Raw genomic sequence first — 21,719 nt, 5'->3', positions numbered from 1 at the left:
AGTTGATTTTTATAAATAGCCGGAGGCAGTATCAAACATATCGGCGAATTCTGGTGTTACATCATAAACACCCTCATCATTAAACCCGAAATTGATATAACCAAATTTGACTATTGTATGCGACGGCGATAGGGCGTTCATTCTGCATTCCAACTGCCGATTACCCCATGAACGCAACGGATCACCACAATAAGTAATGCCTGCGCGAGCGTATGAAATGGTAGTTTCTTCAGCCTCCACCAGCCACACAAAGGGCCAGTCGTCGCCATTTAACCCATCGCCACACACAGACAGCCCGGCGCGCGCCTGGCGGTATTCCTTGATGGTGATGTTGTAACCGAGCGCTCTGGCGATACCGATAAAATAGGAGCGTGACTGGCCGCCGGTACTGATAAATTTTGATACCACGGCCGCCTGGCGTTTCGCTATCGTGTCTACTTCGCCGATCGAACAGTCATCAGGCAAGCCCAGCGTTTTTTCCCATTCAGTCAGCATGATGGTTGCGGTTTCAGGGAAAGCACCAACAAGCAATGCTATCGCATCGTTGTCGCTACGTTGGAACCCCGAAGCCAAAGCACGAATAACCGCGGCCTGAACCCCACCTGGGTCGCGCGGCCACGCTAATCCAGTGGGTATTAGCGCCTGTAGCGCACGTTGATATTCCTCTGCGGTAAACTGGCTCATGTGTACTTCACCTCACCGCGTACAGGCAGCTCCCCTACCCCAAGATCGATATTCGTTGATGGGGAAACAAGGATAAAGCCGGCCGTTCCCTCAATGTCCCCGATAGCCCTGTTCAGGTCTGATAGGAAGATCCTGCCATTGCCGACCGGTGTGCCACCTTCAAAAAATACATTATCGATAGCCGCTGCAATGGCCGCAGTAATGTCGCTGCCAACGTGCGAAATGCCGCTGATCTCAAAATCCACGGTCTTGGCCACTGGCGAACAAACGTATACCAGAGCAGTGACTGGCGCGCGCGGGTAAATGTAGTCGGCCACACGCCCCTGATCACCCGTGGCTTTCTGTGCTCCCCAGTCGTCCAACTGCGATATGCCGTCGCTACCTACAGGGAAGCCGTGGTTGGTTTCGTCGTTGCCATCACACATGATGTACACCCCAACCGTGCCGGCCCCCATAAGACGCCGTTTTACCCAACAACGGGTAACACCGGGTACCGCCAGCGCCCACTGCTCGTAGTCCGTGTCGCTTCCCCCCTGAGATGGCTTTTGGTAGGCCAGCAGCATGCGGGCACGGAAGCTTTCTTGCGTCTCAATATCTGCGCCGCCGGTCGCGGGCTCGAGCATTACGCCACTGGCATCGATGCCGGGTAGAGAAACATCCAGTGTTAGGGTCGTCCCGGCATCCGCATTACCATCAATGCCGCCCCCTGTCGGGGCGTCGATGATATCGGGCAATATTGCGGTGAGCTTGCCGACACCTTTCCCATTTCCCCCGATCGTTACGTTCTCTTCAAGCCGGTAGAGATAACCATCACCACGGCGTAATACGGCGCCCTTATTGACGGGCGTCCCTGCTGTCCCGCTAAATTCATAGGACGGTGTGGATGCCGGGTTGGCCGGGTTCTGGTAGACACTTTTAAGGCCAGCCCACCCCGATAGCCATTCATCGGTGGCATTAAAAGGGGTGGACTGCAGCGCGATGTAATCCAGGTACCCGTAATGTAAATGGGCCAGGCCGGCGTCGGCATCCGCCAAAACACGCATGTTGGAATAGCGTAAAAGTGCACCGGTTTTTTTCAGTTCAGCCTGAAGCTGCGTGCGGTTTTTTGCGCGCAGTTCGGTAAGTGTCGGCCTATTGAATGGCATAATTTATTGCTCCCAAACCCAAAAAAATCGCATGTCCGTGCGGTCACTATTCCCCGGACGTTGATAGCGAATGACCATATTTAGCCTGCGTGGATAAACGATCTGGGTTGCTATGGCGAACGACGACACCACACCATCGGAGATCAACCACTGCAATGCCTCGCGGGCATAGTCTTCCGCTTTTTGAGCAACGTCCTGGGTCAATTTCTGACGGCGCAACAACCACAGCCGGGAGCCGATGTTATTCTCCTCCCCCATATCCCCCCACCAGCCGCGGCGGTCTTCTCCGTCTATATCATCGTCATCACGGGCGACGCGATCGGTGAACAGACTGATAATCATCGCTGTCTGCAGATCATCGCCATTGACCAAGTCGCCGTTTCCCTCACGCCACTCAGCCACCAGCCGTTCAATGTCCCAAAAAGAGCTGATATCACTCATTCGACGATCTCCCCCGGTTTCTCGCTGGTTTTCTCATCGTTGCCGCTCTGGACATTTTTCACGATATGGTCGTGATCGTTATGAGCATCGCGTAAGGCTTTCAGCGTGGCGCCATTGCTGTCGCAGTTGTCGATCACGTCGCCGGTCACTTCCAAACGTGGTGTTTCAAGCCTGATTTTCTCGGTAGCCGTGACGGTCACCGTGGTCGCATTGGCCACTGTTACCGGTTTCCCTTTCGCTTCGACCTCAATGCCGTTTTCCGTGAGTTTTATGAACATTCCCCACTGGTTATAAATCAGCGTTTCGCCGCTTTTTAAACCCGATTGTCGGTATTGCTGATTGTTGCTGGCCACGATCACGGCGCTGGAACGATCACCCCCCAGATACGCCAGCACCACATCCGTACCCACCGGGAGACCGGAAGAAAATCCAAACTCCGCCATTCTCGGAGTGTCACCCCTCACCTCCAGTGGCGTCTGATACTGTAGTTTTTGAATGCCGCCGGCATCGCCGTACCCGGTGATCTTACCCAGGCCGATCATCATGGCCACCCGGCGCCCAAGCTGCCTCAACATGCCGTCATTCATCGATTTAGCTCCTGCACCTGGCTATAGAATTGATAGGGTTGAACGGCAAATGCTTCTTTCGGCATCATGATGAGATTGGCCCGCGAGCCCCGCTCGTCACGGGTAAAGGTGACCTCCGCCAGAAGCCACTGCACGTTATTGAGCCCAAAAACAGGAATATTGATGGGGATCAGCGTATTCGGCTCCCACAGTTTTCCGGCCTTGTCTCGCCAGCTATCGATCTCCACCTGCAGGCGTCGTGAACGGCCATATCGCCGGTTCATCTCCCAGTCGATGCAGTTTTGCGCCTGACCATGAGAGTTCATCGTGCTCTCAACGATGACAATCCGATTGCGGTAGCGCATTTTGGCGACTTCCGGATCCTGGGCGCGCGCCAGAGTAACGGCGGAATAGCCGCTATCCGGGGACAACTCCATCGCCGGCGTCATCGACATTGATACCCCGACATAATCGGAAAAACGTTCGTCCATCGATGACATGAAAGATGCCGTCTCAATATTTTCCCCTTGCGCCACGCCGCTGGCCGCCTTGGCGGTTCCGACGCGGGTAAGGAAAAGACTTCCATCGGGCTTGTCGTAATACAGCAGTGCGGCCCAACGGGTGATCCGGTCGATCACTTCTTGCGAAGACTCCCCCCAGTTCAGGGTAAATTGGGGAACCGTCGTCATATCATTCACGTCGCTGCTGACAGTGATGCCGTATGGCGCCGCCAGCTTTTGTGCTATCTGTAGGGCATTAGCCTGGCTGATCACGTTGTTAGGCCATTCAGCTGAACAATCCACCAGGTCCTGGCATTTACTCCGGCCCGTAGCGCGAACTTCATGACGCTCTTTGCCGATCACCGGATTCCAGCGATCGACATAGCCGGTCATAACCAGATCATCCCCCAGATGCACCGTGCAGCTGTCTCCGGGCAGTACCAGCTGCTTTTCTTCGTTACCGGGGTAGTAGTCCATCAACGACAGGTCGAAATCCGATGGCAAGCGCTCAATGCCTCGCGTAACGCGAACAGAATCCCAGCCGGAAATTCGCTTCCCGCCGGCCGTCAAAATCAGTTCATCTTTCATTTTCTCAGCGCTTTAAATTTGGTGGGCATGAATGCCGGATGGCGCGGCCCGACAGACTGAACCAGTTCATCACCCCGAGCACCGTCCTGATACATGCGGTTGGCCAGCACCAACGCCGGTAACGATGTGGGCATAACAACCTGGGTCAGTGAACTAAGAACGGCGCCTTTCTGGCTGTAGGCGTTGACCAGCGCATCGCGGGTTTGCAATAGGTTCAGATAATCGTCGTCGTCCCCGGCATCCGCCGCCATCAACAGCACCTCATCCAGCGTGTTGCAGACGCGATTAAGCATCAAAATGGCATCGTCATAGCTTGATGGCTCATAATTGGCGGCGGTCGCTGCCAGTGCGCCGGCGGACAGTACGCAGAGCAGGATAGTGGCGCCATTGGCTACCGAATTTTCACCAGAGGTTGCGTAAAACGTGGTGTTTCGATACGAGGCCAATGTTTCCAGCATGCGGATTTTTTCTTCTACACTGCCGCTGAACGAAATGACCGCATCAATGATGGCCCTGGCATCAACGGGGAAGGCGTCAACGGAGGCTACGCTCTCAAATGTGGCCGTGAGCGCCAATAATTCAGCGCGCCCTGTTACCGCTTGCGCCATTTTTTGGTTAACCAATCCGGCGTAATTGTCGGTATCTGCCGTTCGATTTACTGCACCGGTTGATCCCGAAACGCCTCCCCCTACGGTGCCTTTGCTGTATCTCCCATACCGGGCGCTACCGAAGGTCGATTTCAGGACATTACTGAGATTAGTGACCTCATTTGCGGTGCTTTTCACCATGTTTCCCCAAAACGCAGCGGTATTGCGCAACGTCTTGATGGTCTGGGTTACACTGCGGATCTCACCTTTAACCGTGGCAATAAATTTTGTGGCCGCCATTAGGCCGGTTCGTAACCAGTTTGCCTGAACCAGTGATGCCGCCTGAGTGCTGCCGGTGATCGCAAACACCTTTAAACCGGACTCAATGACCGTCAGGGTAAACTCGAAGGAACGGCCGTTATCCACGCTCTCAAGTACCCGCAAACCGCCATCCGGCACACTTACGGTAAGCTCCCCAAGCGTCGGATGTATCAACGTCCCCGGCCCTTCCGTCTCGCACGCAGCCACCAGCGAATCACGCTGCGTTATCACGTCAGGTGCGTCATACGCCAGGCTGTTATGGACGATGAAACCCCTGATCGTTAATTTGCGCGTACCACGCCCCAGGTCTTCCACCCAGGCGGTGTTGCGATAAGGGTATTCATGCACGGCCTGGCGCCGGCCAAATACGCCTTCGGCACTGACTACTGCAAAAGGAACGCCGCGAAATGATGCCGGGTGAATATGCTCAAACCAATCCCAGCTGTCGCCGCCACCAAGCAGCGATGAAATCGCATCAGTGATCAGAGCCATAAATTCTCCAGAAACAAAAAAACCGCCTAAGCGGTTTAACTTATTGATTGCATTGACAAGGCCACGCGGCCACCGCCTTCAGTTTGGACCTTGCGGCGCTCGCCGGCCTGGGGATTGACCAGTGTAATTTCCAGTTGGAATTTGTTCTCGTCGATGGCCTTAGACATGGCATCCGAGATCTGGCCAATGGTTTCCTCTCGCTGATCATTCGGCGCAAACAGTGAGGCTTGCGTTGACGAATCCTTTTGCGTTGGCGGCGGTAATGACTGCGCCTGATCAGAGAGTTCGAACAAACCAGATGCTCGCTGCCCATAAAGATTGTTCTGGTCACGCAAGCCAGACCAGCGAGGATCAAAGACCGAATCGCTGATCCCCCTGAAAATTTGATCGCGGCTGTATGGCTGGGCACCGTTTTCATGCTTAATGATGGCCGGGATAAGCTTTTCAAGCACCGACGGCGAATGAAGGTCGAGCGGTTCCGCGGGATTAAAACCGGTCTGTTTAGCCAGGGCATCAATATAGGCCTGAGTATTGTTTTCACTGGATGGCGCATACGTCGGGATGATGCTGTTCAACGTGTTTTTACCGCGATCGCCGAACAGCATCAGCTGTCGAGAGAGCGCCGCCAGCCCCTCATTGGGATTTTCGAACGTGACAAAACCGCCGTTTCGGCCAGTCGTATTCGGTGCTGAACGCAGATTGCCCGGATTATTGTTGCGCAGCCCGAGTGCATTATTCCCCGGCTGGCCATACGGTAACATCGCCCCATTTTCAGCCGGCGCCGGGTAACCTGAAATTTTCTCGGTATCGGCTCTCAGCTGGTCGGCGCGCCATACGGGCTTATAATAGCCGTTCAGTTTCTTGATCAGATCTTCCGACGCATAGCCCAGTTTTAAATCCAGCTTCTCTTTCCATGAAAGCGTGTCTTTAAATTTCTCGTCGCCTTGAGCCTGCCGCAAAATATCGGCCTGTTTCCCGCCGCTGTTAAACGTCAGGATCGAACCGATAGCCGTACTGTCCAGACCATTGGTGACGACCTGCTTGATCTGGTCTACCGAAGCCGCCAAGGTTTCCGACTGGCCCAGCCAGGCCTGCCCTTTCATCAGCATGCCGTCATAGGCAGCACCTATCTGGTTCAGCTGCTGCTTGAACGCCAGGGCATTCTGCAGATCCTTCTCGGTAAATATCAGGCCATCCCGGCGGGCCTGATCCTTGAGCCGTTGAACTTCACTGGTCGTGTTGCGCAGATAGCTGAGAAGATCGGGCGAAATGCCCAATTTGTTGGCAAACAGCGCCTGCTGCCCAGCAGGGAGTGATTGCATGGCGCGGTTGAGGTCGTTAATCAGCTTGCCTACATCGGCCAGGCCATCCTTGGTTTCGCTGATCCCTATCCCTCGCTGTTTCAGCAAGGCGAGAAAGCCATCATTACGGCCGTGTACAGCATCATTCGCCTTTTCAAACAACTCACTGACCGAACCTTCCGCAGCCTCACGCGCGCTGCCGTTTTCAATCATGGCGCCAGTCAGTTCCTGAAACGCGTCCGCCGTCATGCTGACGTTTTTTGCAACGGTATCGATCCGGTAGCCGGCGTTGGCAAAATTGGTCAGGTTGTTTTTAACAACATTGACGACCGCTGCAGCGCCACCCAGTCCGAGGGTTAATCCACCGACCATTTTAAGCGGCGGGACCAAATCGCCGATGAACTGGACGCCGCTTCTGGCATTTTTAGCCAACACATCAAAACGGCTGCCCAAATCGTCAAGGTTATCTCTGGATTCCTGACCGCCCAACGCCAACGCATCGCGCGTTCTGTCCAACAGCGGATTGAGGTGCTTTACAATTTCCTCAATCCGCAGAATTGCGGCTGACGCCTCATCATTAGCCGTCAGCTCAAAGTCAAATGACTTGGCCATTACTTGCCCGCCTTAAGCTTTTCTATCCGACGGGCCTGATCGGCCCAAAAATCCAACCGGGTACGGGTCAGGGACCACGCATCCTGCGGCCCCCACCCGTAATACTTCGTCACCTCAGCAGCTAGTTGCTGCCATCCGCCGAGGGATCGAAGGTCAAAAAAGACATCAGGTAGTCCTCACACTTCCTGTAATCGGTGTAAGCCATGCCACTCAACACTTTTTCAGTTATGCCGGAATTTAACGCCAGCAGCAGCTTCATGGCCGCCATGCCATTCTTGCTGCGCTGCGTTTCATAGAACTGCTCAACCTCAGCCAGTGCGGGCTCTTTCAGTTCGATGCTCTCGTAGCGGATGTTTGCCATCTCCAGCGCTTTGCTGAGTACGATCGTTTTAGTTTTATCAAGCACTGCCATATCAATACTCCGTTACCGATCCGCCTTCCCAGCGAACATCAAACACCGCTTCTTCGCTATCAACATCTTGCGTATTCACGGACCACATGTTTTCGCCGATCACTGTTTTACCGTTTGCCAGCTCAACGACCACCGTGACGTTGGTGGAATCGTTGATTTTAGCGATCGACGTCCCGCCGCTGTCACGCGCCTGGTAGGAAATAAACGGCGCCCGTGGCTTTTCTTTGTAACCGTGCACCGTATCCATCCCGGTCAACGTGGAGCGCTCCACTTTACCGGGGCTGTATTTGAACTGGCCGGCAACCATGACCGTTACACCGTCGATGGTAACGTATGCAGTACCGGCCAGGCGGTTAGTTGTATCTCCCATAAATCCCCCTTAGGCCGCGGTCTGCGCGCGTCGCCATTGATTGAGTAGTGCGAAAATTTCCAGTTGGTCGATCAGCGTGCCCGTCCACAACACATCGATCCGTTTGGTATTGCTGCTGTTACGCTCCACCAGCAACGTCTCAGCAAATGCCGCGGCATCCTGCACATAGCCGTTATATTCCAGCGTGCGATACTGCGCGATAAGCTCCGCGCGGATGACGTTGGGCGTCACAATCGCGGAGCCTGGTGCAAAACGGGTGCCGTCGTTGGCCAGCTTCATGCGGCCGAACTTTGAAGTGATTTGCGTGCGCAGGAAACGGGTCACGAACATCAGCAGATAGAGCGTTTCAATGTTCAGGTAGCTGTCATCTGCATCGCCGAACTTGTTCTTCTGGTAGGTGGTGATGGTCTTTTCAACCTGCACAGAACCATCATCAGCGACCGTAAACGTTGAGATACCGCTGTATAGCAGATTATTGCGCTCGGTCAGCATGAAGCGGGATTCCAGCGGCGGAGCCAGTACGCCACTGATCGTCAACGTCTGCGTTGGACGGCCCGGATCGTTCCGCAGACTCGGCGCAATCGCCCCGGTCAACGCTGCCGCCCAAAGATAAGCGGGCGTCGGTGAGCCGTTGATCCCCAGCAGCGTCTCATGCTGGTTATTGCGTGCTTCGCCGACGGCGGACAAGGAACCATACGTGCCCGCCAGCGCGCCGAATGAATGACCATAGAGCTGCTGCGCGTAAGACCAACGGCCGGTAGCATCTGACAGGAACTCTTTCACGGCATCCAGCGACGTGGTGTCCGTGTAGGGGTTGACGATGAAGTCAAACGCACGATCTTGCAGATTACCCAGCGCATCAGTCAGAGACGGCGCACCGGAACCGCCAGCCATTGCCGTTACCTTCAACTCCATGCCCTGCGGGGTTTCCTCACCGCCGGCAGCACCCTGATAATTGAGGCGAATATCGATGCTGTTACCGTGCGCACCTTTATTTTTCGCCGTCAGGTTCACCGTATCAGTGGCTGTTGTATCCACGACAGCAGTAACCGGCAGCTTGCTTTGACCGTTGATCGCCGCTGCAATCGCCGCGGCCACGGCAACATTATCATCGGTACTGACGACCGTGAGCTGAACGCGAATACCGGCAATGTAGAGCGACAAAACGCCGGTCGCAGCCGACGCTGTCACCACCTGTAATTTACCGGCTGCCGCTGCTGTTCCAGTGGTGCCATCCGATAACGGCAGGATCCAGATTTCCGCAGAAATGTCGTTGGCCAGATACGCCGCCATCATGTTGTGCAACATGGAGCCATTGCCGCAGATGCCTGCTACCGCCGATTCAGAAGAAACTTTCTGCGGAATGCCTGGCGTTGCCGTCGCCGTTGACAGCATCTGCCCGATCAGCAGTGTGCGCTGCACCGCGGTCGCAGTATTCGCCATCGAGTTATCAAACTCGGCGTAGAAAAACGGCGCGCGCTGGTTTGAAGGGATGCGAGTAAATGGAACGGTCATTGATCACTCTCCTGGCTTTTCTTCCCCGCCACCGGCTTAGCTGATGCGTTAGGGTCGAATTTTTGTACATCGCCATCCTTCAGGCGGCGCCCCCAAAAAATATTATCGGGAACCTGTTCGCCGGATTCCGGCAAAAAGGTGCCCTTGACCGGATCGCGCACAATGCGCCCCGGTACGGGTTTCACAAACATAGGGTTACTCCAGATCGATTTTTACGAGTGGTTTAGGGGTGCCATCAGGCATGGAGATCGTGACGTCAATTCCCTCAAGCGGAGACGCGTCAATTTCATAAAACTCTTCGGGGCCCTGATAGTATTCGATATCCAGTTCCATCAGTAACTGGGCGGTATGCCCTTCGCCGCCGGCGTCCACATCAATGGTCGAACGCACCTGCAGAAACTGCTGAATTTTTCGCGTCAGTTCATAGCTATTGATGACCGCGCGCTCTACCTGCTCGCGTAGCTGCTCCAACGCTTCTTCAGCTTTTTCTGCCCCGTTATCCTCCGCCTCATCGTCCAGTTCCTGCAAACGCCCTGTGATACGGACCGTGGTCACCGTGTTGAACTGGGGCACATTGCGCCCCAGCGAATTCTTCACGTCGATCGGTGTCTGCACCAGGAGAACAGGATACATATCAGCAGTGGTGGGCCAGTCCCGAGGTGAATAAACCCGATCGGCGGCATCGGTCTTATTCTTCAACGCCTCAATGACCAGCAACCGGACTCCTCTCGGGTTCATGATTTCACCTTGTTGAGAATAAGCTTCGTCCCCCCGTGGCTATCAGGTTGAACATCCGCAATGGCAAAGAGCGTATTGACCGGCACCCCACCAACGATGCCGACCAATACCCTGTCCCCCTGTTTAGGCGGCGCCCGGAACTGACTATCACGCACACCCAGCACAGGCTTGGTGGTGTTAATAGTGCTTCCATCGTCCAGCGGCTCAACCTCTTGCGTATAGGCCCGATCGAATATGCCGCTAATGGTGTAAGGCTCCGCGCCGCCGCCAGGGCGATACTCAACCGGGTCACCAAAAACGCCGTGCAATGGCGCAAGCAAATGCTGATCCCAGTTGATTCCCATTACTCCCCCGATTGCACAGATACGGCCGGCGCGCTGCGAAGCAACGCTAACTTGCGGAGCTGTTCAACATCAGCAACCACGCCCAGACCAATCAGGCGCTGCGCATCCGCTACCGGCAACGTGAACGCCCGGTTTTCTGGATAGTCGCAGCCATCGTGCCGCACGGTATTGCCTTTGGTGACAACCACTGAAACCATGCCGGCCGGCAACTGTTCACCGTCCTGATCGTCATCATCGTCGGTGTCGGTGTCGGTGTCGGTGTCGGTGTCGGTGTCGGTGTCGGTGTCGGTGTCGGTAGGATTATCGTGGCTCTTATCGTCAACCTTCAACGTTTCCGGGATTTCCTGCTCACCGACAAGTAACTCGGGCGGCAAGCCGCCCAGTTCGTTTCCTTGCGCTTTTTTGGCCATATCACACCACCGTTGCGCAAAGAGATGCATTCACCCGGCTTGGGATGACCAACGGAGCTGATTGCATCAGAATAATGCGTTGAGCCGGGTCGAACTTAATTTCTGATTTTGGTGCAAACGCCAACGGCCCATAATTGAACGCAGGATCCAGAATCACCCCAAATGCTCGAGTGCCCATCAAGTCTGCACAGCTCATTACAACAGCGCCATCAGGGATTAATGGTTTCTCTACACCATCAAACGGATCGATGAACCAGTCGTTGTACAGCCACAGATCAAAGTTACCCCATCGGCCTTTATAAACAGCCCCTTTCTGGACCTGAGGACCGGCATTGATCTGGTTGCCGAACGGGCTCAATGCTGGGAAAGTGATTGCGTTATCCTTGATGGTGGTATCAAGGCGAAATGCACGCCATGACTTATTGGTAAACACCAGATCAGTTGGCACTGCACCAGATTCCTTTAGGAACGTGGTTTGCCACTCTTCGATATTGTCTGAAGGTTTGGTGTTGGTTGTGCCTGCTGCCACCGTCAGCGGCCATTTGTCACTGCCACTGAGGGTAATGGTCAGATTAGGCGAACGGCCGAAATCCACGACCTTGGTTTCATAGCCTTCCCCTTGTACCTTCACGGTACCACTGACCAGGGCACTGGCCGCCATCCATTCCATACGGCGATTAATCATGTCAATCTGATCGGCCATTTCAAATTGCAAGTTCAGCATTTCACGCTCAGCAGCGGTAAATTCGCCGCCGATGCGTTCACCGATCTGCCGGCGGATTGGTTTGCGCAGATCCGGCGCGCGCTTGTCTTTGATGTATGCCGGCTTGAAAGTATTGGTCTGGTATTTGCGACTCTCGACCAGTTTACCTTCCACCAGCGGCGATACGAATGGCGCCATTCGACGCAGCCCCACGTCCACATCGATGGCAACCTCTTCCGTCTCGTAAGTCACCACGTTCGGGAAGAAGCGATCCAGAAGCCAGTTTTGGCTGGTTTTCAGGTTAGGGACGACCTGGACCAGCACGCTGGTATCAAAAATGTTTTCCATATTCAGTCTCTTTATGATGCCGGCACTGTTGCCGGCCAGAATTCAGGACGAGTGCAACCCTGCCAAAGAACTGGCATCAGTTACGTTTCAAAAGGGTTAAATCAGGATACCGGCGACTGGATGCTATCGCGCAGGAAGATGGCCAGCGGGCGGAATTGCGCTTTCAGTTCAGCAACGGTCCAGCTTGCATCGAAAATTAGACGATGCTGGTTAAACTCACCCATCAGATAGACACCGCCAGTTTGTGCTGTAGTGGTCGTGTCCACGTTATCGACCAAAATGGCCGACGGCTTTTCACTGCCGTCGGTGGCGTCTTTTTTACTCGGGATATACGCGCCGGTCGCAGTGACCACCCCGAGTACCGTCCCACGTTTAAGCGCCCCTGAAACACCGATCGTGACAGAGTCAGTGACCAGTTGTAACGGGCCAGAAACCAGCTGATCAGGTACGAACAGCGAACTTTTCATGCCCGGCGCGAATTGATTTTGTCCAAACTGGTCCATTACTTGTTACCTCGTGCAGTGTCATAGAGGCTGGTCATTTTGCTTACCAGCGCATTTTTACCCGTTGCAGGCTTATCGCCGTCGGGCCCCAATCGTGCCTGCTCAGATTCACGCATCCGGGCATCCAGCGACTTTCTACCTTGTGGCTGCGGGGCTACGGCGCCCATCGTCGCCAGCGTGTCGATGGCTTCACGCGCACTCATCCGGGTATTGAAAGCCAGGTGAGCGGCCATGTCCGGGCGGCCGGCGGCATGCTTACTGCCAAAAATGGCGGCGCAACGTTTCCGCTCTGCCCGGCGACCTTTTTTCACATCGCGGTTTTCATCCTCTTCCGCGTCTTCGTCGTCTTCTTCAGCACGACGGGATTTAGCCTTTTTACCTTTTTCCTTGTCGTCATCATCGTCCTCGGCGCCAGGTTCACGATCGTCGTCTTCCATGTCTTCGCGATCGTCATCGTCTTCAGCGTCCTCCTCGTCATCGCGCTCCTCTTCCGCGCGACGGGATTTCGCTTTTTTGCTTTTTTCTTTGTCGTCGTCCTCTTCCTCAGACGCTTTTTTCTTGAGGCCGAGAAGATGGGCAAACTTGAAATGAGACATACGTTAAGCTCCTGCTTCATTGATTAATTTTCGGAATGCGGCATCAGGGGTCATCACCGCATCGGCAAGCCCCAATTTGACGCCATCAGCCGCCAGGAAACAGGCAGCCTGGGTGTTACGGATAGTTTTTTCAGTGATCCCCCGGTTACGGGCTACCGTACTGACAAAAAGCCTACCCATCGCATCTACATCATCCTGAATCGCGGCGCGGGCCTGATCGCTCAATTTGACGTAGGGGTTGCTCTCGGCTTTGCGGTCACCGTAGGTGATGATGGTGACCGCCAGGCCATCTTCTTTAATTCGCTGTGACCAGTCACAATGAATGACGATCACCCCGACCGAACCGACACCACCAGTGCGCGGTACATGAATGCGATCTGCCGCGCTGGCGATGGCATACGCGGCGGAATACGCATTTTCGGTAAGGATGGCGTGGATCGGTTTTGAACCGCGGGCGTGATAAATTTCATCCACCAGATCGAAACAGCCGGCTACCTCACCGCCGGGAGAATCGATATCGAGGCAAATTCCGCTTACTTCGGGGTCGCTGATCGCGGTCAGGAACGACTGCCTGATCCCGTCGTAGCCCGTCATACCGCTGTAGGGTCGCAGACTGCCCAACTTCTGAACCAATGTCCCCTGCACGGGGATCACCGCGATACCGCCAAGCACGTCATAACCGGCGTCCTGTTTACGTGCCTTTCGGGTAAAACTTTCATCATCCCCCAGCCAGTCAGATGCCAGCGTGTTGATGCGGGTTATCCCGAACCGGTCCATCATCGCGGCCATGACCACTTCGGCCTTTTGCGGGTGCAACGCCAGCGGTGTGTTAAACAGTCGCTGCGCCAGATGCGGTAAATTCACTCTGCCTCCGGATCTCTAATTGTTTCAGGTGCCAGGATTTCAGCTTGTGCCCAGCTCGGAACAGGGAGCCCCCGTTCTTTGAAGGCGGCAACCTCACGCGCGCGCTGGTCCAACGTTTCTTCCCAGTCCTCGCCGGCGTTTTCCGCCGATTCCATTTCCAGCGTTGAAAGCCCGGCATCCATACCCAGGATGGCGCCTTTCTTCTCCGCCACCGGGTCCACCCAGCCACGACCTGGCCCCATCCAGCGAGCACGGCAATACGCCGCCCTGGCGTCCAGAAAGTGCGGTGCACCACTGGGCAGCGGTAAGTCTTCCGTATCGTGGATTTCTTCAATAAAAGCGGACAGGATCGGCTGGGCGAACCCCACAGAAAAATCATCGCGTCGGCGGGTCAGTGTCTTCCACGCCTCCAACATTGCAGAGCGTGCCGAGCTGTAGTTAACATCTGACCAGTCTTGCGTGACCTGCTGTGTTGACAGACCCGTTGCCGCGGCGATATTGCGCAGGGCTGCACTTTCAAACACCTCAAAATTGCTGTGAGGTCGGGCAGCATTAACTGCCTTCACATCCTCACCGGGATACAATATCGGCATTCTCGCGCCATTTTGCAGCGATATGCGGCGATCATTGTGAAAATCAACGCGTCCTTCTTGATAGGCACCTATCTGAGTATCGTCAAAGGTTTCCCCCATCGCCGCCTCAACCATCTGCGGATCATAGGGAGAGGTAATGTAGGCTCCAAATACGGCGTTCAGGATCGCTGCTTCAAGCTCCGACTGGTCATACTTGATGAGCATTTTCAGGCGCTGAACAACCGGTGTTAAAATCCCATTCCCCCGGTGTTGTGCGCCCCGCTCATGGTCATAATCATGGACCACATGCGGACGTCCCCAGCTTGTTTCCCGTGGGATGCGCCGCCATGTCATCGTCTTGGCGCCACTCCACCAGTCGCCGATATGTGCCTCACGGATGTGATACGCTATCGGCGCGCCATCACCGTCAATTTCAACACCACCTCGAACATTCGGCATATCGAAGTTTTGCTGCGGGTTACTCAACCGGTCCGGATCGACGATTTGCACCGTTGTGGCATAGCGGCCGCGCCCACGCCCCAGCCTGTCTGGCCGGTATTGCAGCACCGCCAACGCATCACCATCAAGCAGCTTGTGCCGAAAACCCAGGCGCAGCATTTGAGATACTGTTTGTTTGCGCTCAACATCGCAATAACGTCCCGGATCATTAGCCCATGCCCGCCAGTGAGCCTCAACCACCTTGCCATATTCATCTGCCCAGGTGGCGTCGAAGGCTGTATTGCCGGTCATCAATGCCAACATGCGATAGTCTGGCTTGAGGATGGGACGAAAGTTGGCGCCGACGGCGTTGTCCAGCACGCGGGTAATGCTGCCGCTGGCCCAACCATCATTGCGCGCAAGATCTCGAACACGGGAAACAATGCGATCACGGTAGATATTGATCTCATTGTCGGGTGACCATAACGCAGGCTGCCAGTTGGCCAACTGATCGCTAAATGAATCCGCCGCATCGTAAGGCACACGGCTTCCGCCCACCAGCATGGATGCCTTTGACCGCATCGGCGGTAGCGGCTGCCCATTCGGGCCTAAAATTTTGATGTCATTCATCAGAATCTAAACCTCATTGGCCGACGTGGGCGGGGAACAATACCCAACTGCGCCTGCAGCAACTGGATCAGTGCCATCAGGTCCGCCATTGAGGCTTGTTGATATGAGACAGAGCGCGTGCCATCACCTTGCGTGTACGAGAACGACACACCGCGCGCGCCGGCTGCGAGGTCAATATAGGCCTGTTGCGCCTTTGCCAATGCGTCCTGCAATTGCGCAGGCGTCATCGCACCGGCCAGCAGGCTGGTGTTACGGTTAAACATAGGGATCCTTATGATGGCAAAAGTTGTGACAGGCGCTTGCGCTTCGGTTTTTCCGACTCTTCAATGATGACGCCAGGCAGTCGAAGGTTTTGTTTTTCCTCCGGCTGCTGCGGCGCCGGCAACAGGCGATCGGGATTGATCGCGATGTTGTCCGCCAACAGATTCAGCTTTAAACCGAGATAAAACAGGCCACACAGGGCTGCATAGCTGTACACCCTGCAGTCCAGCGCTTCGTTTGCCCTGCCTGGAAGCTGTTCCCAAACTCGGTAACGCTGGCCGCCGGACACCTTCAACACCGAACGTTCCGCCAGCAACTGGCTGAAATAGTTCAGGTCACGGTCTGCCGGAAAATGCATGTAACTGGCTGCAGGCTCACCCGGTGCAGGCGGATCGATATGCAGTCGCCCGCGGATGGTATCCTTGGCCGCATTCACCCCAATGATGATTGGTTTGAAACTGGCCTTTGACTTGGACGTTGGCTTTTTCGTCGGCCAAACCGGCGAACGTTTACCACCGCGCGCCGATTCGCCCTTGATCGCCCAAATTCGGCGGCCAAGGCGCTCTTTGGCAAACTCGTAAACTTTCTGGGTATGGTGGCCACCGGAGTCCATGCAGGCCGCCATGATCGTGAATCCACGCCCGTCAGCCCGGCGCCAGACCTGCTTGAGATACGCATCGAGGCGTTGCCACGGTTCGTTGGTTTCCAGATCGCCCTCAATCACGTCGAAGGCAATCGACCAGCTCTCCTCATTACGTCCCCAACCCGTCACCTCAATTTCAAAGCGACCATCCTGGGTATCGATGCCGGCCGTTAATACCGCCACGCCGTCAGGTACTTCTGCTGCATAGACTTCACAGCGCTCCAGCAAGCGTTTCTCGCTCAGCGCTTTTTCGCCGCGGTCTTCATACGGCTCGCCAAGCACCAGGTTGATAAAGGTCTGACGCATGAGCGGATCGTTTTTCACCCGTAGCCACTCAGCCACCAGATATTTCCAGGCCGCGTTCGGGAACAGGCTGTAACCCGCCCAAATGTGAAAACCCGCATGCCCTTTAAATGGTTTGGTTGCGCGCCATTCGCCACGCTTCACCATGCCCGACTTTTCGTTATGGTGGATCACGCAACCATTATGCCGGCAGACGTAATATGCCGATTCTGGGATGCCTTCTCCATTTTCATCCTTGTCCCACTTGATGCCGTATGGCGTCTCAGGGCCACCCCACTCCAGTACCTGAAATTCACCGCAGTGCGGGCACGGGACGTAATAGCGGCGCTGATCGCTTTCCTCATACGCCTTTTCAATCCGGCTGGTGCCTTTCACCGTTGGCGTCGAACCCAGGGCAATTTTGCGGTTCCAGAATGTTTCGGAACGCTTAATGCCCAGTGCAATCTGATCACCTTCCACCCCAGCGCCGCCGGACGGATAACCGTCAACTTCGTCAAACAAGATGATCCGGCATGTAATACGGCGGAAACCACCGGGGCTATTTGCCCCCACCAGCGTCAAATTGGCGCCGTTGGCAAAGGTCTTTTTGAGGATGGTCTGATTACTGTCCTTGGCCTTTGGATCACCACAGATTTCCGCCAGCACCGGGGTATCACGCAACATCGGCGCGATCTCGGATTTACTGTAATCTTCGGCATCTTCAACACGCGGCTGAACGATGAGGATCGGCGACGGGTCATGCGCCAGGTAATAGCCGACAACGTGGTCAAGGATTTTGGTGTAGCCAACGCGCGCCGACTTCATCACCGACACCTGCGTCACCGCTGGATCAGTAATGGCGTCCATCATGCCATCCTGATACGCGAAAGACCGGAATCGGCCTGTTTGCGCACTGGTTTCTTTCGAGAGCACCGCGTATTTATTAGCCCATTCGCTCAGTGACAGCGGTTCGGGCGGGCGAACATCGGAGCGACGCTGGCGCAGCTCCCCGGTGAAATTCTGCCAGGCTGCAGCGTTAGTTCTCTCCTCGGTTGTTATCTGCATCAAGGCTCAATTCCTCCATCGCCTCGTAAACCACCTCCTGCAGTGCCTGGACAAACTCCGCGTCGTTGGTAGTAGAAGCCAGCACCCGTAACCGGGGGCCATGTTCAGGAGCAATCGCAATGAGACGGGTGCGCATGCGGGCGTATTCATTACCTACGGCCTCGATCATGTCTTTGTACGGCAGCACCTGCCCGGATTTAATGTCGTACTCGAGCTGGGTAAGCAACGCGAGGAAGTTTTCTTTCATCTGGCGCGCTTCATCAAGCGTCATCGTCACGCCGTGCTCGGCGATCATCCGCTCAACGGTTTTCGTCGGAGACTCGGCCAGATCCTTATCGTTTTTGTTACCTGACTTGTTACCCGAGGATCTGTTACCTGTTTTGTTACCCTGCTTGTTACCTGCCGGTTTTTTCTCTGGTCGGGTAACAGTTTTTCGGAAGCGCTCGATGTTCGCATTCGACGCTTCAACGTCAATATCGTCTCCGGCCAGAACCAGCCAGCCGCGGGCCTTCCAGGTCGTTACCGTCTTTCGGCTGACGCCGTGAAGTTTGGCAAAATCTGACTGGTTCATCTGTTACCTCAGGTGTTACCTGTTACCCAAATTTCAAAAGTTGATAGCTAGACGCAGAACGCGGCGCGCAATGCCCGTGAGATAAAAAAGTGCCAGGAAGGACCCATTTTTTTCTGGAGCCTCCCCCGAGGGTGATCGCCGATCATTTTGCTGTTCGCATCGCCTCTGCCATAGCCCTGCTCAGCTCTGTCGGCATCAAGGCATTGGCCATAGCCTGCGCACGTTCGAAATAACCTAGCGTCGGTTTCACTGGCAGAGCATCACCGAACTGGATCAGCAACTTCGGCGCCGGCATCTTCATGCGTGGCTGACGTGTACCGTTCGCAGAGCGTTTGCGCCGTTTTTTGCCCTTCTTCCCTTTCTTGGCTTTACGCCGCTGCCAGACGCCGTTGGTGCCGTCGATTTCACCAATGAACACGTCATCCTTAGCCTTCAACTGCGCCATCTTGTTGCGCGCCAGGTTGCCGTATTTGTTCAGTTTGATGTTCTTGGGGTTCAGCAGCGCCTGGCTATTCAGCTTATGCTGACCACCGAATTCGAATGGCTCCAGATAGCTCGCGGCGGTGTCCATCACGAACACCTTGGCCTTCAGGTTGCTTTTCCGGGCGCCGAACGATTTAACCGAGTTGACCGTAAACGGCGTAGGGTTCTCCAGATGCCGTTTAAACGCGGTTTTTTCCGCTGCCTCTATCTTTCTTGCGACGCTTGTCAGTGCCTGCGCTGTAGCAAACGGGATTTGCTTGCGTACGCTTTGGAGTTGAGCCGACAGCTCTTTTAAACCTGCCATCCTCACCCCCAATAAAAAACCCGCCGGAGCGGGTTCAGTCGTTTGGATAAAGTATGCCGTCAGTCTGCCATTGCAGGTTACTTTTTCACCTGCTGGCTGTAGTCCTGAATCGTGAACTCGATCGGCGCTGGCTCCGGCTTCATGAGCTCAGATAGGCTTGGCCCTTCTTTCTCAAGCCCTGCATAAATGAGCGCCTGCTTTGCACAAATGACAACGAAAGCGAGCAGCAACAGTTTTCCGAAAAAGTTAAGAAGCCGTGCCATCATCCTTAATCCCGTTCTGATTTATATAACCTGTATTGTACACGCAGCGCACTGCCCACACCATTCTCACCGGATTTCATCACGCAGCAGCCTCGGAAAGCTGCTCTGTGATGAAATCTGCATCCTCCTTTGATTTGTACCCGATTTTCGATTACATTAATTGTATAGGCAACGCACTGAGGGATACAGAATGAAACTCTTTCATGGTTCTTACAGCAGTACAGCTCCAATCATCAAAATTGGAGCATTTGCAATGACTGGCGATAACGTATTCGACGGAATTTTTGCCAGTGATGACGCTGAAGTAGCTGGTTCTCATGGTAGCAATGTGTACGCCTATACCGTCGCTTCTATCGCCGATAGCAACATCTTGAACGAACGTATCGAAGAGGTGATCTCATTCCTCGGTGGTGAAGTTAAAGCAGACTATGACACCCTTGATGCTCTCGCCTCGGCAATCGCTGACGACGATTGCGAGTCATGGGAGCAATTCGAATCCATTCTCGCCCCTCGCTCTTGTGCTGATGCTTTCGCTGCTGTCTGCTGGGAAATGCAGCGCCTGCGTGGTCGAGTTGCTGCCCGTCTCGGCTATGATGCAGTTGAAATGGATGACGAGCACGGAACCTCTTACCTCATCGTCAATCCATCTATAACTGCAGAGGTGTAACCATGTCTTTACTCGATTACATAAAAGCCAACTTCAACGGGAATCAATCGGAGTTTGCGCGCTTTATGGGTGTATCTCGCCAAAAGGTTAACGGTTGGATTTCCGATGGTTGGATCGTCGATAACCACACGCTATACAGCCCGCGCCGTACCGTGCCGGAGAATATCTCTGGCGGTGGCTCGGCTGAGGGTTGATGTGCGCATTATCGGTGGCACTCAGTGAATGCCACCTGTAATGCTATCTGAGGCAAACCTGATTGATGTAATCCTGCAATCCGGCGATCTGCTTATTGGCTATTTCGATTCGCTCTCGGAGACGGAAATAATCCCGTTGAGCGGTGTCAGTAAGTCGGGGGCCGGTTGCATCAGCCACGCCGGTGGCGCCGGTGGTTGGGCACGTGGCGGCGAGCTGCAGCTTGCGAGCGCCAGCGTCAACAGCACGCTGCAGATCATCAATCTGATTCTTGGCATCGTTTAGCTCCTTGGTTCGGTGCTCGTCGATGGAGGCCACCGCGCGCTGTGTGCTGTTCTGCCAGTCGAGCTGGCCAGATAGCTGGCTGTTGGCCGTTTGCAATTTGTCGCGCTCTTGGCGCAGTGCCTGATTGCTGTACGCGAAATACGCCAGCAGAGAGAGCACCACGGCCACGATAGCTGCCTGCCAATGCGGTAGCGGCCATTTCATGATAAAAACATCTCGCGCTCTGCTGCACGGCGTGCAACCAGGCCATCCAGACGTTTACCGCCAGCATTTACCCACTTACCGAACTCGTCGGCGGCGCCTTGCTTATCGCCAGCATTCAGCTTTTTCAGAAGCGTGGATGTGCTCAGCGAGCGCAGGCCGAGGTTATACGCAAAGCTCACCAGCGCGTCGAATTGCCCCTGCGTGATGCGCACCTTCACCAGCTGATTAACACCCTGCTCATACTGCACAACGCCGCATTTAAGCAGCCGCTCAGCTGTGGCCTGGTCTATCTGCATTCCTGGGCCGACTTTTTTACCGTCAACTGGCTGCGTCCATCCATAACCGATCGTCCAGACGCCCACCGAATCCTGATAGGCTTTCAGCCGCAGGCCTTCAAAGCGCTTAATCAGCTCAATGCCGTCTTTACTGATATTCATTGCTATCACTCGCTTTATTCAGGAATCGACGCTCCAGCGCTTTAATCAGCGACGCGCCAGACCAGCCAGCCATGCCACACACGCCACCCATCACTTCTGACGGCCAGTCGTAATGCAGGGCGATCATCACCATGGTTAACCCGGCGAAGATAGAAACGAATAGCTGTAGAAACAGCGTGCGCCAACTAAAGGCCTCGCCGTTCAGCACCTTGAACGAGTAACTGGCAATGGCTCCCAGCAGGGTCATGCCGAACGCGATCAGCATTGATAGGATGTTGGGTTCGTTCTTCCAGGGCATTTTCATAACCTCCCCCTTCCGGGGCTCTTTCCCGGCTTCGGGTTATGGGTAGGGTTCAGCCACCAGCCGTAAACGCTGCCGGTA

General features: G+C 54.9%; 29 protein-coding genes. 2 read left to right on the top strand and 27 right to left on the bottom strand.

Translation table 11 applies throughout. The annotated features are described in order from the left end of the window. Window positions 1–9 precede the first annotated feature (9 nt). The 24 genes from H7A77_RS12075 to H7A77_RS11960 all read right to left on the bottom strand — a co-directional run bounded on the left by H7A77_RS12075 (window position 10) and on the right by H7A77_RS11960 (window position 19,555). Window positions 10–684, bottom strand: a complete 675-nt coding sequence (locus H7A77_RS12075; RefSeq protein WP_182074253.1) for a YmfQ family protein — start codon at window positions 682–684, stop codon at window positions 10–12. After that, window positions 681–1,829 (bottom strand): baseplate J/gp47 family protein, encoded by a 1,149-nt coding sequence (locus H7A77_RS12070; RefSeq protein WP_182074252.1) that lies wholly within the window; start codon window positions 1,827–1,829, stop codon window positions 681–683. The genes H7A77_RS12075 and H7A77_RS12070 overlap by 4 nt, the downstream gene beginning before the upstream one ends. Window positions 1,830–1,832: 3 nt before the next feature. After that, on the bottom strand, window positions 1,833–2,270 hold the full coding sequence (locus H7A77_RS12065; protein WP_182074251.1) for a phage GP46 family protein: 438 nt from the start codon (window positions 2,268–2,270) through the stop codon (window positions 1,833–1,835). Next, on the bottom strand, window positions 2,267–2,857 hold the full coding sequence (locus H7A77_RS12060; RefSeq protein ID WP_182074250.1) for a phage baseplate assembly protein V: 591 nt from the start codon (window positions 2,855–2,857) through the stop codon (window positions 2,267–2,269). Before H7A77_RS12060 ends, H7A77_RS12065 begins: the two co-directional genes overlap by 4 nt. After that, window positions 2,854–3,924 carry a phage baseplate assembly protein gene (locus H7A77_RS12055; protein ID WP_182074249.1) on the bottom strand — a complete coding sequence of 357 codons (1,071 nt, stop codon included), beginning with the start codon at window positions 3,922–3,924 and terminating at the stop codon, window positions 2,854–2,856. The genes H7A77_RS12060 and H7A77_RS12055 overlap by 4 nt, the downstream gene beginning before the upstream one ends. Further along, on the bottom strand, window positions 3,921–5,324 hold the full coding sequence (locus H7A77_RS12050) for a DNA circularization protein (protein WP_182074248.1): 1,404 nt from the start codon (window positions 5,322–5,324) through the stop codon (window positions 3,921–3,923). Before H7A77_RS12050 ends, H7A77_RS12055 begins: the two co-directional genes overlap by 4 nt. A gap of 35 nt (window positions 5,325–5,359) precedes the next feature. Next, entirely contained in the window at window positions 5,360–7,237 is a 1,878-nt protein-coding gene (locus H7A77_RS12045; RefSeq protein WP_182074247.1) for a hypothetical protein, read from the bottom strand. A gap of 121 nt (window positions 7,238–7,358) precedes the next feature. Beyond that, the gene (locus H7A77_RS12040) at window positions 7,359–7,649 is read right to left on the bottom strand and encodes a phage tail assembly protein (protein ID WP_060420150.1); all 291 of its coding nucleotides are present in this window, start codon (window positions 7,647–7,649) and stop codon (window positions 7,359–7,361) included. 1 nt (window position 7,650) lies between these two features. After that, window positions 7,651–8,019: a phage tail tube protein gene (locus H7A77_RS12035; RefSeq protein WP_060432162.1), complete on the bottom strand. Its 369-nt coding sequence runs from the start codon at window positions 8,017–8,019 to the stop codon at window positions 7,651–7,653. A 9-nt stretch (window positions 8,020–8,028) separates the two neighbouring features. Further along, entirely contained in the window at window positions 8,029–9,534 is a 1,506-nt protein-coding gene (locus H7A77_RS12030) for a phage tail sheath subtilisin-like domain-containing protein (protein WP_182074246.1), read from the bottom strand. Further along, window positions 9,531–9,725, bottom strand: a complete 195-nt coding sequence (locus tag H7A77_RS12025) for a DUF2635 domain-containing protein (RefSeq protein ID WP_060420161.1) — start codon at window positions 9,723–9,725, stop codon at window positions 9,531–9,533. Before H7A77_RS12025 ends, H7A77_RS12030 begins: the two co-directional genes overlap by 4 nt. Window positions 9,726–9,729: 4 nt before the next feature. Beyond that, window positions 9,730–10,272: an ATP-binding protein gene (locus H7A77_RS12020; RefSeq protein ID WP_182074245.1), complete on the bottom strand. Its 543-nt coding sequence runs from the start codon at window positions 10,270–10,272 to the stop codon at window positions 9,730–9,732. Continuing rightward, window positions 10,269–10,616 (bottom strand): hypothetical protein, encoded by a 348-nt coding sequence (locus H7A77_RS12015; protein ID WP_182074244.1) that lies wholly within the window; start codon window positions 10,614–10,616, stop codon window positions 10,269–10,271. Before H7A77_RS12015 ends, H7A77_RS12020 begins: the two co-directional genes overlap by 4 nt. Next, window positions 10,616–11,026 carry a hypothetical protein gene (locus tag H7A77_RS12010; RefSeq protein WP_182074243.1) on the bottom strand — a complete coding sequence of 137 codons (411 nt, stop codon included), beginning with the start codon at window positions 11,024–11,026 and terminating at the stop codon, window positions 10,616–10,618. The genes H7A77_RS12015 and H7A77_RS12010 overlap by 1 nt, the downstream gene beginning before the upstream one ends. Before the next feature lies 1 nt (window position 11,027). Next, a complete protein-coding gene (locus H7A77_RS12005; RefSeq protein WP_182074242.1) occupies window positions 11,028–12,077 on the bottom strand; it encodes a major capsid protein in 1,050 nt (349 codons plus the stop codon). A gap of 101 nt (window positions 12,078–12,178) precedes the next feature. Next, window positions 12,179–12,580, bottom strand: a complete 402-nt coding sequence (locus tag H7A77_RS12000; RefSeq protein WP_182074241.1) for a head decoration protein — start codon at window positions 12,578–12,580, stop codon at window positions 12,179–12,181. Beyond that, window positions 12,580–13,176, bottom strand: coding sequence for a hypothetical protein (locus H7A77_RS11995; RefSeq protein WP_182074240.1), 597 nt, complete (start codon window positions 13,174–13,176; stop codon window positions 12,580–12,582). Before H7A77_RS11995 ends, H7A77_RS12000 begins: the two co-directional genes overlap by 1 nt. Window positions 13,177–13,179: 3 nt before the next feature. Beyond that, the gene (locus tag H7A77_RS11990; RefSeq protein WP_060425445.1) at window positions 13,180–14,040 is read right to left on the bottom strand and encodes a S49 family peptidase; all 861 of its coding nucleotides are present in this window, start codon (window positions 14,038–14,040) and stop codon (window positions 13,180–13,182) included. Next, complete coding sequence (locus H7A77_RS11985) at window positions 14,037–15,680, bottom strand: phage portal protein (protein ID WP_182074239.1); 1,644 nt, start codon at window positions 15,678–15,680, stop codon at window positions 14,037–14,039. Before H7A77_RS11985 ends, H7A77_RS11990 begins: the two co-directional genes overlap by 4 nt. Continuing rightward, complete coding sequence (gene gpW, locus H7A77_RS11980; protein ID WP_060420187.1) at window positions 15,680–15,943, bottom strand: gpW family head-tail joining protein; 264 nt, start codon at window positions 15,941–15,943, stop codon at window positions 15,680–15,682. Before gpW ends, H7A77_RS11985 begins: the two co-directional genes overlap by 1 nt. An 8-nt stretch (window positions 15,944–15,951) precedes the next feature. Next, the gene (locus H7A77_RS11975; protein WP_182074238.1) at window positions 15,952–17,931 is read right to left on the bottom strand and encodes a phage terminase large subunit family protein; all 1,980 of its coding nucleotides are present in this window, start codon (window positions 17,929–17,931) and stop codon (window positions 15,952–15,954) included. After that, window positions 17,903–18,502 carry a hypothetical protein gene (locus tag H7A77_RS11970; protein ID WP_060432173.1) on the bottom strand — a complete coding sequence of 200 codons (600 nt, stop codon included), beginning with the start codon at window positions 18,500–18,502 and terminating at the stop codon, window positions 17,903–17,905. The genes H7A77_RS11975 and H7A77_RS11970 overlap by 29 nt, the downstream gene beginning before the upstream one ends. A 142-nt stretch (window positions 18,503–18,644) precedes the next feature. After that, window positions 18,645–19,289, bottom strand: coding sequence for a hypothetical protein (locus H7A77_RS11965; protein WP_182074237.1), 645 nt, complete (start codon window positions 19,287–19,289; stop codon window positions 18,645–18,647). Window positions 19,290–19,366: 77 nt separating this feature from the next. Continuing rightward, complete coding sequence (locus H7A77_RS11960) at window positions 19,367–19,555, bottom strand: hypothetical protein (protein ID WP_182074236.1); 189 nt, start codon at window positions 19,553–19,555, stop codon at window positions 19,367–19,369. Window positions 19,556–19,742: 187 nt separating this feature from the next. Between H7A77_RS11960 and H7A77_RS11955 the strand changes: the two genes are divergently transcribed. Continuing rightward, a complete protein-coding gene (locus tag H7A77_RS11955; RefSeq protein WP_182074235.1) occupies window positions 19,743–20,219 on the top strand; it encodes a hypothetical protein in 477 nt (158 codons plus the stop codon). A gap of 2 nt (window positions 20,220–20,221) precedes the next feature. Next, complete coding sequence (locus tag H7A77_RS11950) at window positions 20,222–20,413, top strand: hypothetical protein (protein ID WP_182074234.1); 192 nt, start codon at window positions 20,222–20,224, stop codon at window positions 20,411–20,413. A gap of 43 nt (window positions 20,414–20,456) precedes the next feature. Here the strand turns inward: H7A77_RS11950 and H7A77_RS11945 are convergent, their stop codons facing one another. The 3 genes from H7A77_RS11945 to H7A77_RS11935 are packed head-to-tail and all read right to left on the bottom strand — an operon-like array spanning window position 20,457 to window position 21,641. Continuing rightward, window positions 20,457–20,900, bottom strand: a complete 444-nt coding sequence (locus H7A77_RS11945) for a lysis protein (protein WP_182074233.1) — start codon at window positions 20,898–20,900, stop codon at window positions 20,457–20,459. Next, entirely contained in the window at window positions 20,897–21,337 is a 441-nt protein-coding gene (locus tag H7A77_RS11940; protein WP_182074232.1) for a lysozyme, read from the bottom strand. Before H7A77_RS11940 ends, H7A77_RS11945 begins: the two co-directional genes overlap by 4 nt. Then, window positions 21,324–21,641 (bottom strand): phage holin family protein, encoded by a 318-nt coding sequence (locus tag H7A77_RS11935; RefSeq protein WP_049193441.1) that lies wholly within the window; start codon window positions 21,639–21,641, stop codon window positions 21,324–21,326. Before H7A77_RS11935 ends, H7A77_RS11940 begins: the two co-directional genes overlap by 14 nt. Between the last annotated feature and the right edge of the window lie 78 nt (window positions 21,642–21,719).

This window comes from Serratia sp. ME47, from assembly GCF_903970925.1.
Classification (GTDB): Bacteria; Pseudomonadota; Gammaproteobacteria; order Enterobacterales; family Enterobacteriaceae; genus Serratia; species Serratia ureilytica.
Note: the sequence above shows the minus strand (reverse complement) of the source record. Positions and strands in the feature narration are given on the sequence as shown.

Bases quoted from the DNA above. Each gene is read 5' to 3' on its own strand.
- H7A77_RS12075 (WP_182074253.1), bottom strand. From the start codon at position 684: ATGAGCCAGTTTACCGCAGAGGAATATCAACGTGCGCTACAGGCGCTA.
- H7A77_RS12070 (WP_182074252.1), bottom strand. From the start codon at position 1,829: ATGCCATTCAATAGGCCGACACTTACCGAACTGCGCGCAAAAAACCGC.
- H7A77_RS12065 (WP_182074251.1), bottom strand. From the start codon at position 2,270: ATGAGTGATATCAGCTCTTTTTGGGACATTGAACGGCTGGTGGCTGAG.
- H7A77_RS12060 (WP_182074250.1), bottom strand. From the start codon at position 2,857: ATGAATGACGGCATGTTGAGGCAGCTTGGGCGCCGGGTGGCCATGATG.
- H7A77_RS12055 (WP_182074249.1), bottom strand. From the start codon at position 3,924: ATGAAAGATGAACTGATTTTGACGGCCGGCGGGAAGCGAATTTCCGGC.
- H7A77_RS12050 (WP_182074248.1), bottom strand. From the start codon at position 5,324: ATGGCTCTGATCACTGATGCGATTTCATCGCTGCTTGGTGGCGGCGAC.
- H7A77_RS12045 (WP_182074247.1), bottom strand. From the start codon at position 7,237: ATGGCCAAGTCATTTGACTTTGAGCTGACGGCTAATGATGAGGCGTCA.
- H7A77_RS12040 (WP_060420150.1), bottom strand. From the start codon at position 7,649: ATGGCAGTGCTTGATAAAACTAAAACGATCGTACTCAGCAAAGCGCTG.
- H7A77_RS12035 (WP_060432162.1), bottom strand. From the start codon at position 8,019: ATGGGAGATACAACTAACCGCCTGGCCGGTACTGCATACGTTACCATC.
- H7A77_RS12030 (WP_182074246.1), bottom strand. From the start codon at position 9,534: ATGACCGTTCCATTTACTCGCATCCCTTCAAACCAGCGCGCGCCGTTT.
- H7A77_RS12025 (WP_060420161.1), bottom strand. From the start codon at position 9,725: ATGTTTGTGAAACCCGTACCGGGGCGCATTGTGCGCGATCCGGTCAAG.
- H7A77_RS12020 (WP_182074245.1), bottom strand. From the start codon at position 10,272: ATGAACCCGAGAGGAGTCCGGTTGCTGGTCATTGAGGCGTTGAAGAAT.
- H7A77_RS12015 (WP_182074244.1), bottom strand. From the start codon at position 10,616: ATGGGAATCAACTGGGATCAGCATTTGCTTGCGCCATTGCACGGCGTT.
- H7A77_RS12010 (WP_182074243.1), bottom strand. From the start codon at position 11,026: ATGGCCAAAAAAGCGCAAGGAAACGAACTGGGCGGCTTGCCGCCCGAG.
- H7A77_RS12005 (WP_182074242.1), bottom strand. From the start codon at position 12,077: ATGGAAAACATTTTTGATACCAGCGTGCTGGTCCAGGTCGTCCCTAAC.
- H7A77_RS12000 (WP_182074241.1), bottom strand. From the start codon at position 12,580: ATGGACCAGTTTGGACAAAATCAATTCGCGCCGGGCATGAAAAGTTCG.
- H7A77_RS11995 (WP_182074240.1), bottom strand. From the start codon at position 13,176: ATGTCTCATTTCAAGTTTGCCCATCTTCTCGGCCTCAAGAAAAAAGCG.
- H7A77_RS11985 (WP_182074239.1), bottom strand. From the start codon at position 15,680: ATGAATGACATCAAAATTTTAGGCCCGAATGGGCAGCCGCTACCGCCG.
- gpW (WP_060420187.1), bottom strand. From the start codon at position 15,943: ATGTTTAACCGTAACACCAGCCTGCTGGCCGGTGCGATGACGCCTGCG.
- H7A77_RS11975 (WP_182074238.1), bottom strand. From the start codon at position 17,931: ATGCAGATAACAACCGAGGAGAGAACTAACGCTGCAGCCTGGCAGAAT.
- H7A77_RS11970 (WP_060432173.1), bottom strand. From the start codon at position 18,502: ATGAACCAGTCAGATTTTGCCAAACTTCACGGCGTCAGCCGAAAGACG.
- H7A77_RS11965 (WP_182074237.1), bottom strand. From the start codon at position 19,289: ATGGCAGGTTTAAAAGAGCTGTCGGCTCAACTCCAAAGCGTACGCAAG.
- H7A77_RS11960 (WP_182074236.1), bottom strand. From the start codon at position 19,555: ATGATGGCACGGCTTCTTAACTTTTTCGGAAAACTGTTGCTGCTCGCT.
- H7A77_RS11955 (WP_182074235.1), top strand. From the start codon at position 19,743: ATGAAACTCTTTCATGGTTCTTACAGCAGTACAGCTCCAATCATCAAA.
- H7A77_RS11950 (WP_182074234.1), top strand. From the start codon at position 20,222: ATGTCTTTACTCGATTACATAAAAGCCAACTTCAACGGGAATCAATCG.
- H7A77_RS11945 (WP_182074233.1), bottom strand. From the start codon at position 20,900: ATGAAATGGCCGCTACCGCATTGGCAGGCAGCTATCGTGGCCGTGGTG.
- H7A77_RS11940 (WP_182074232.1), bottom strand. From the start codon at position 21,337: ATGAATATCAGTAAAGACGGCATTGAGCTGATTAAGCGCTTTGAAGGC.
- H7A77_RS11935 (WP_049193441.1), bottom strand. From the start codon at position 21,641: ATGAAAATGCCCTGGAAGAACGAACCCAACATCCTATCAATGCTGATC.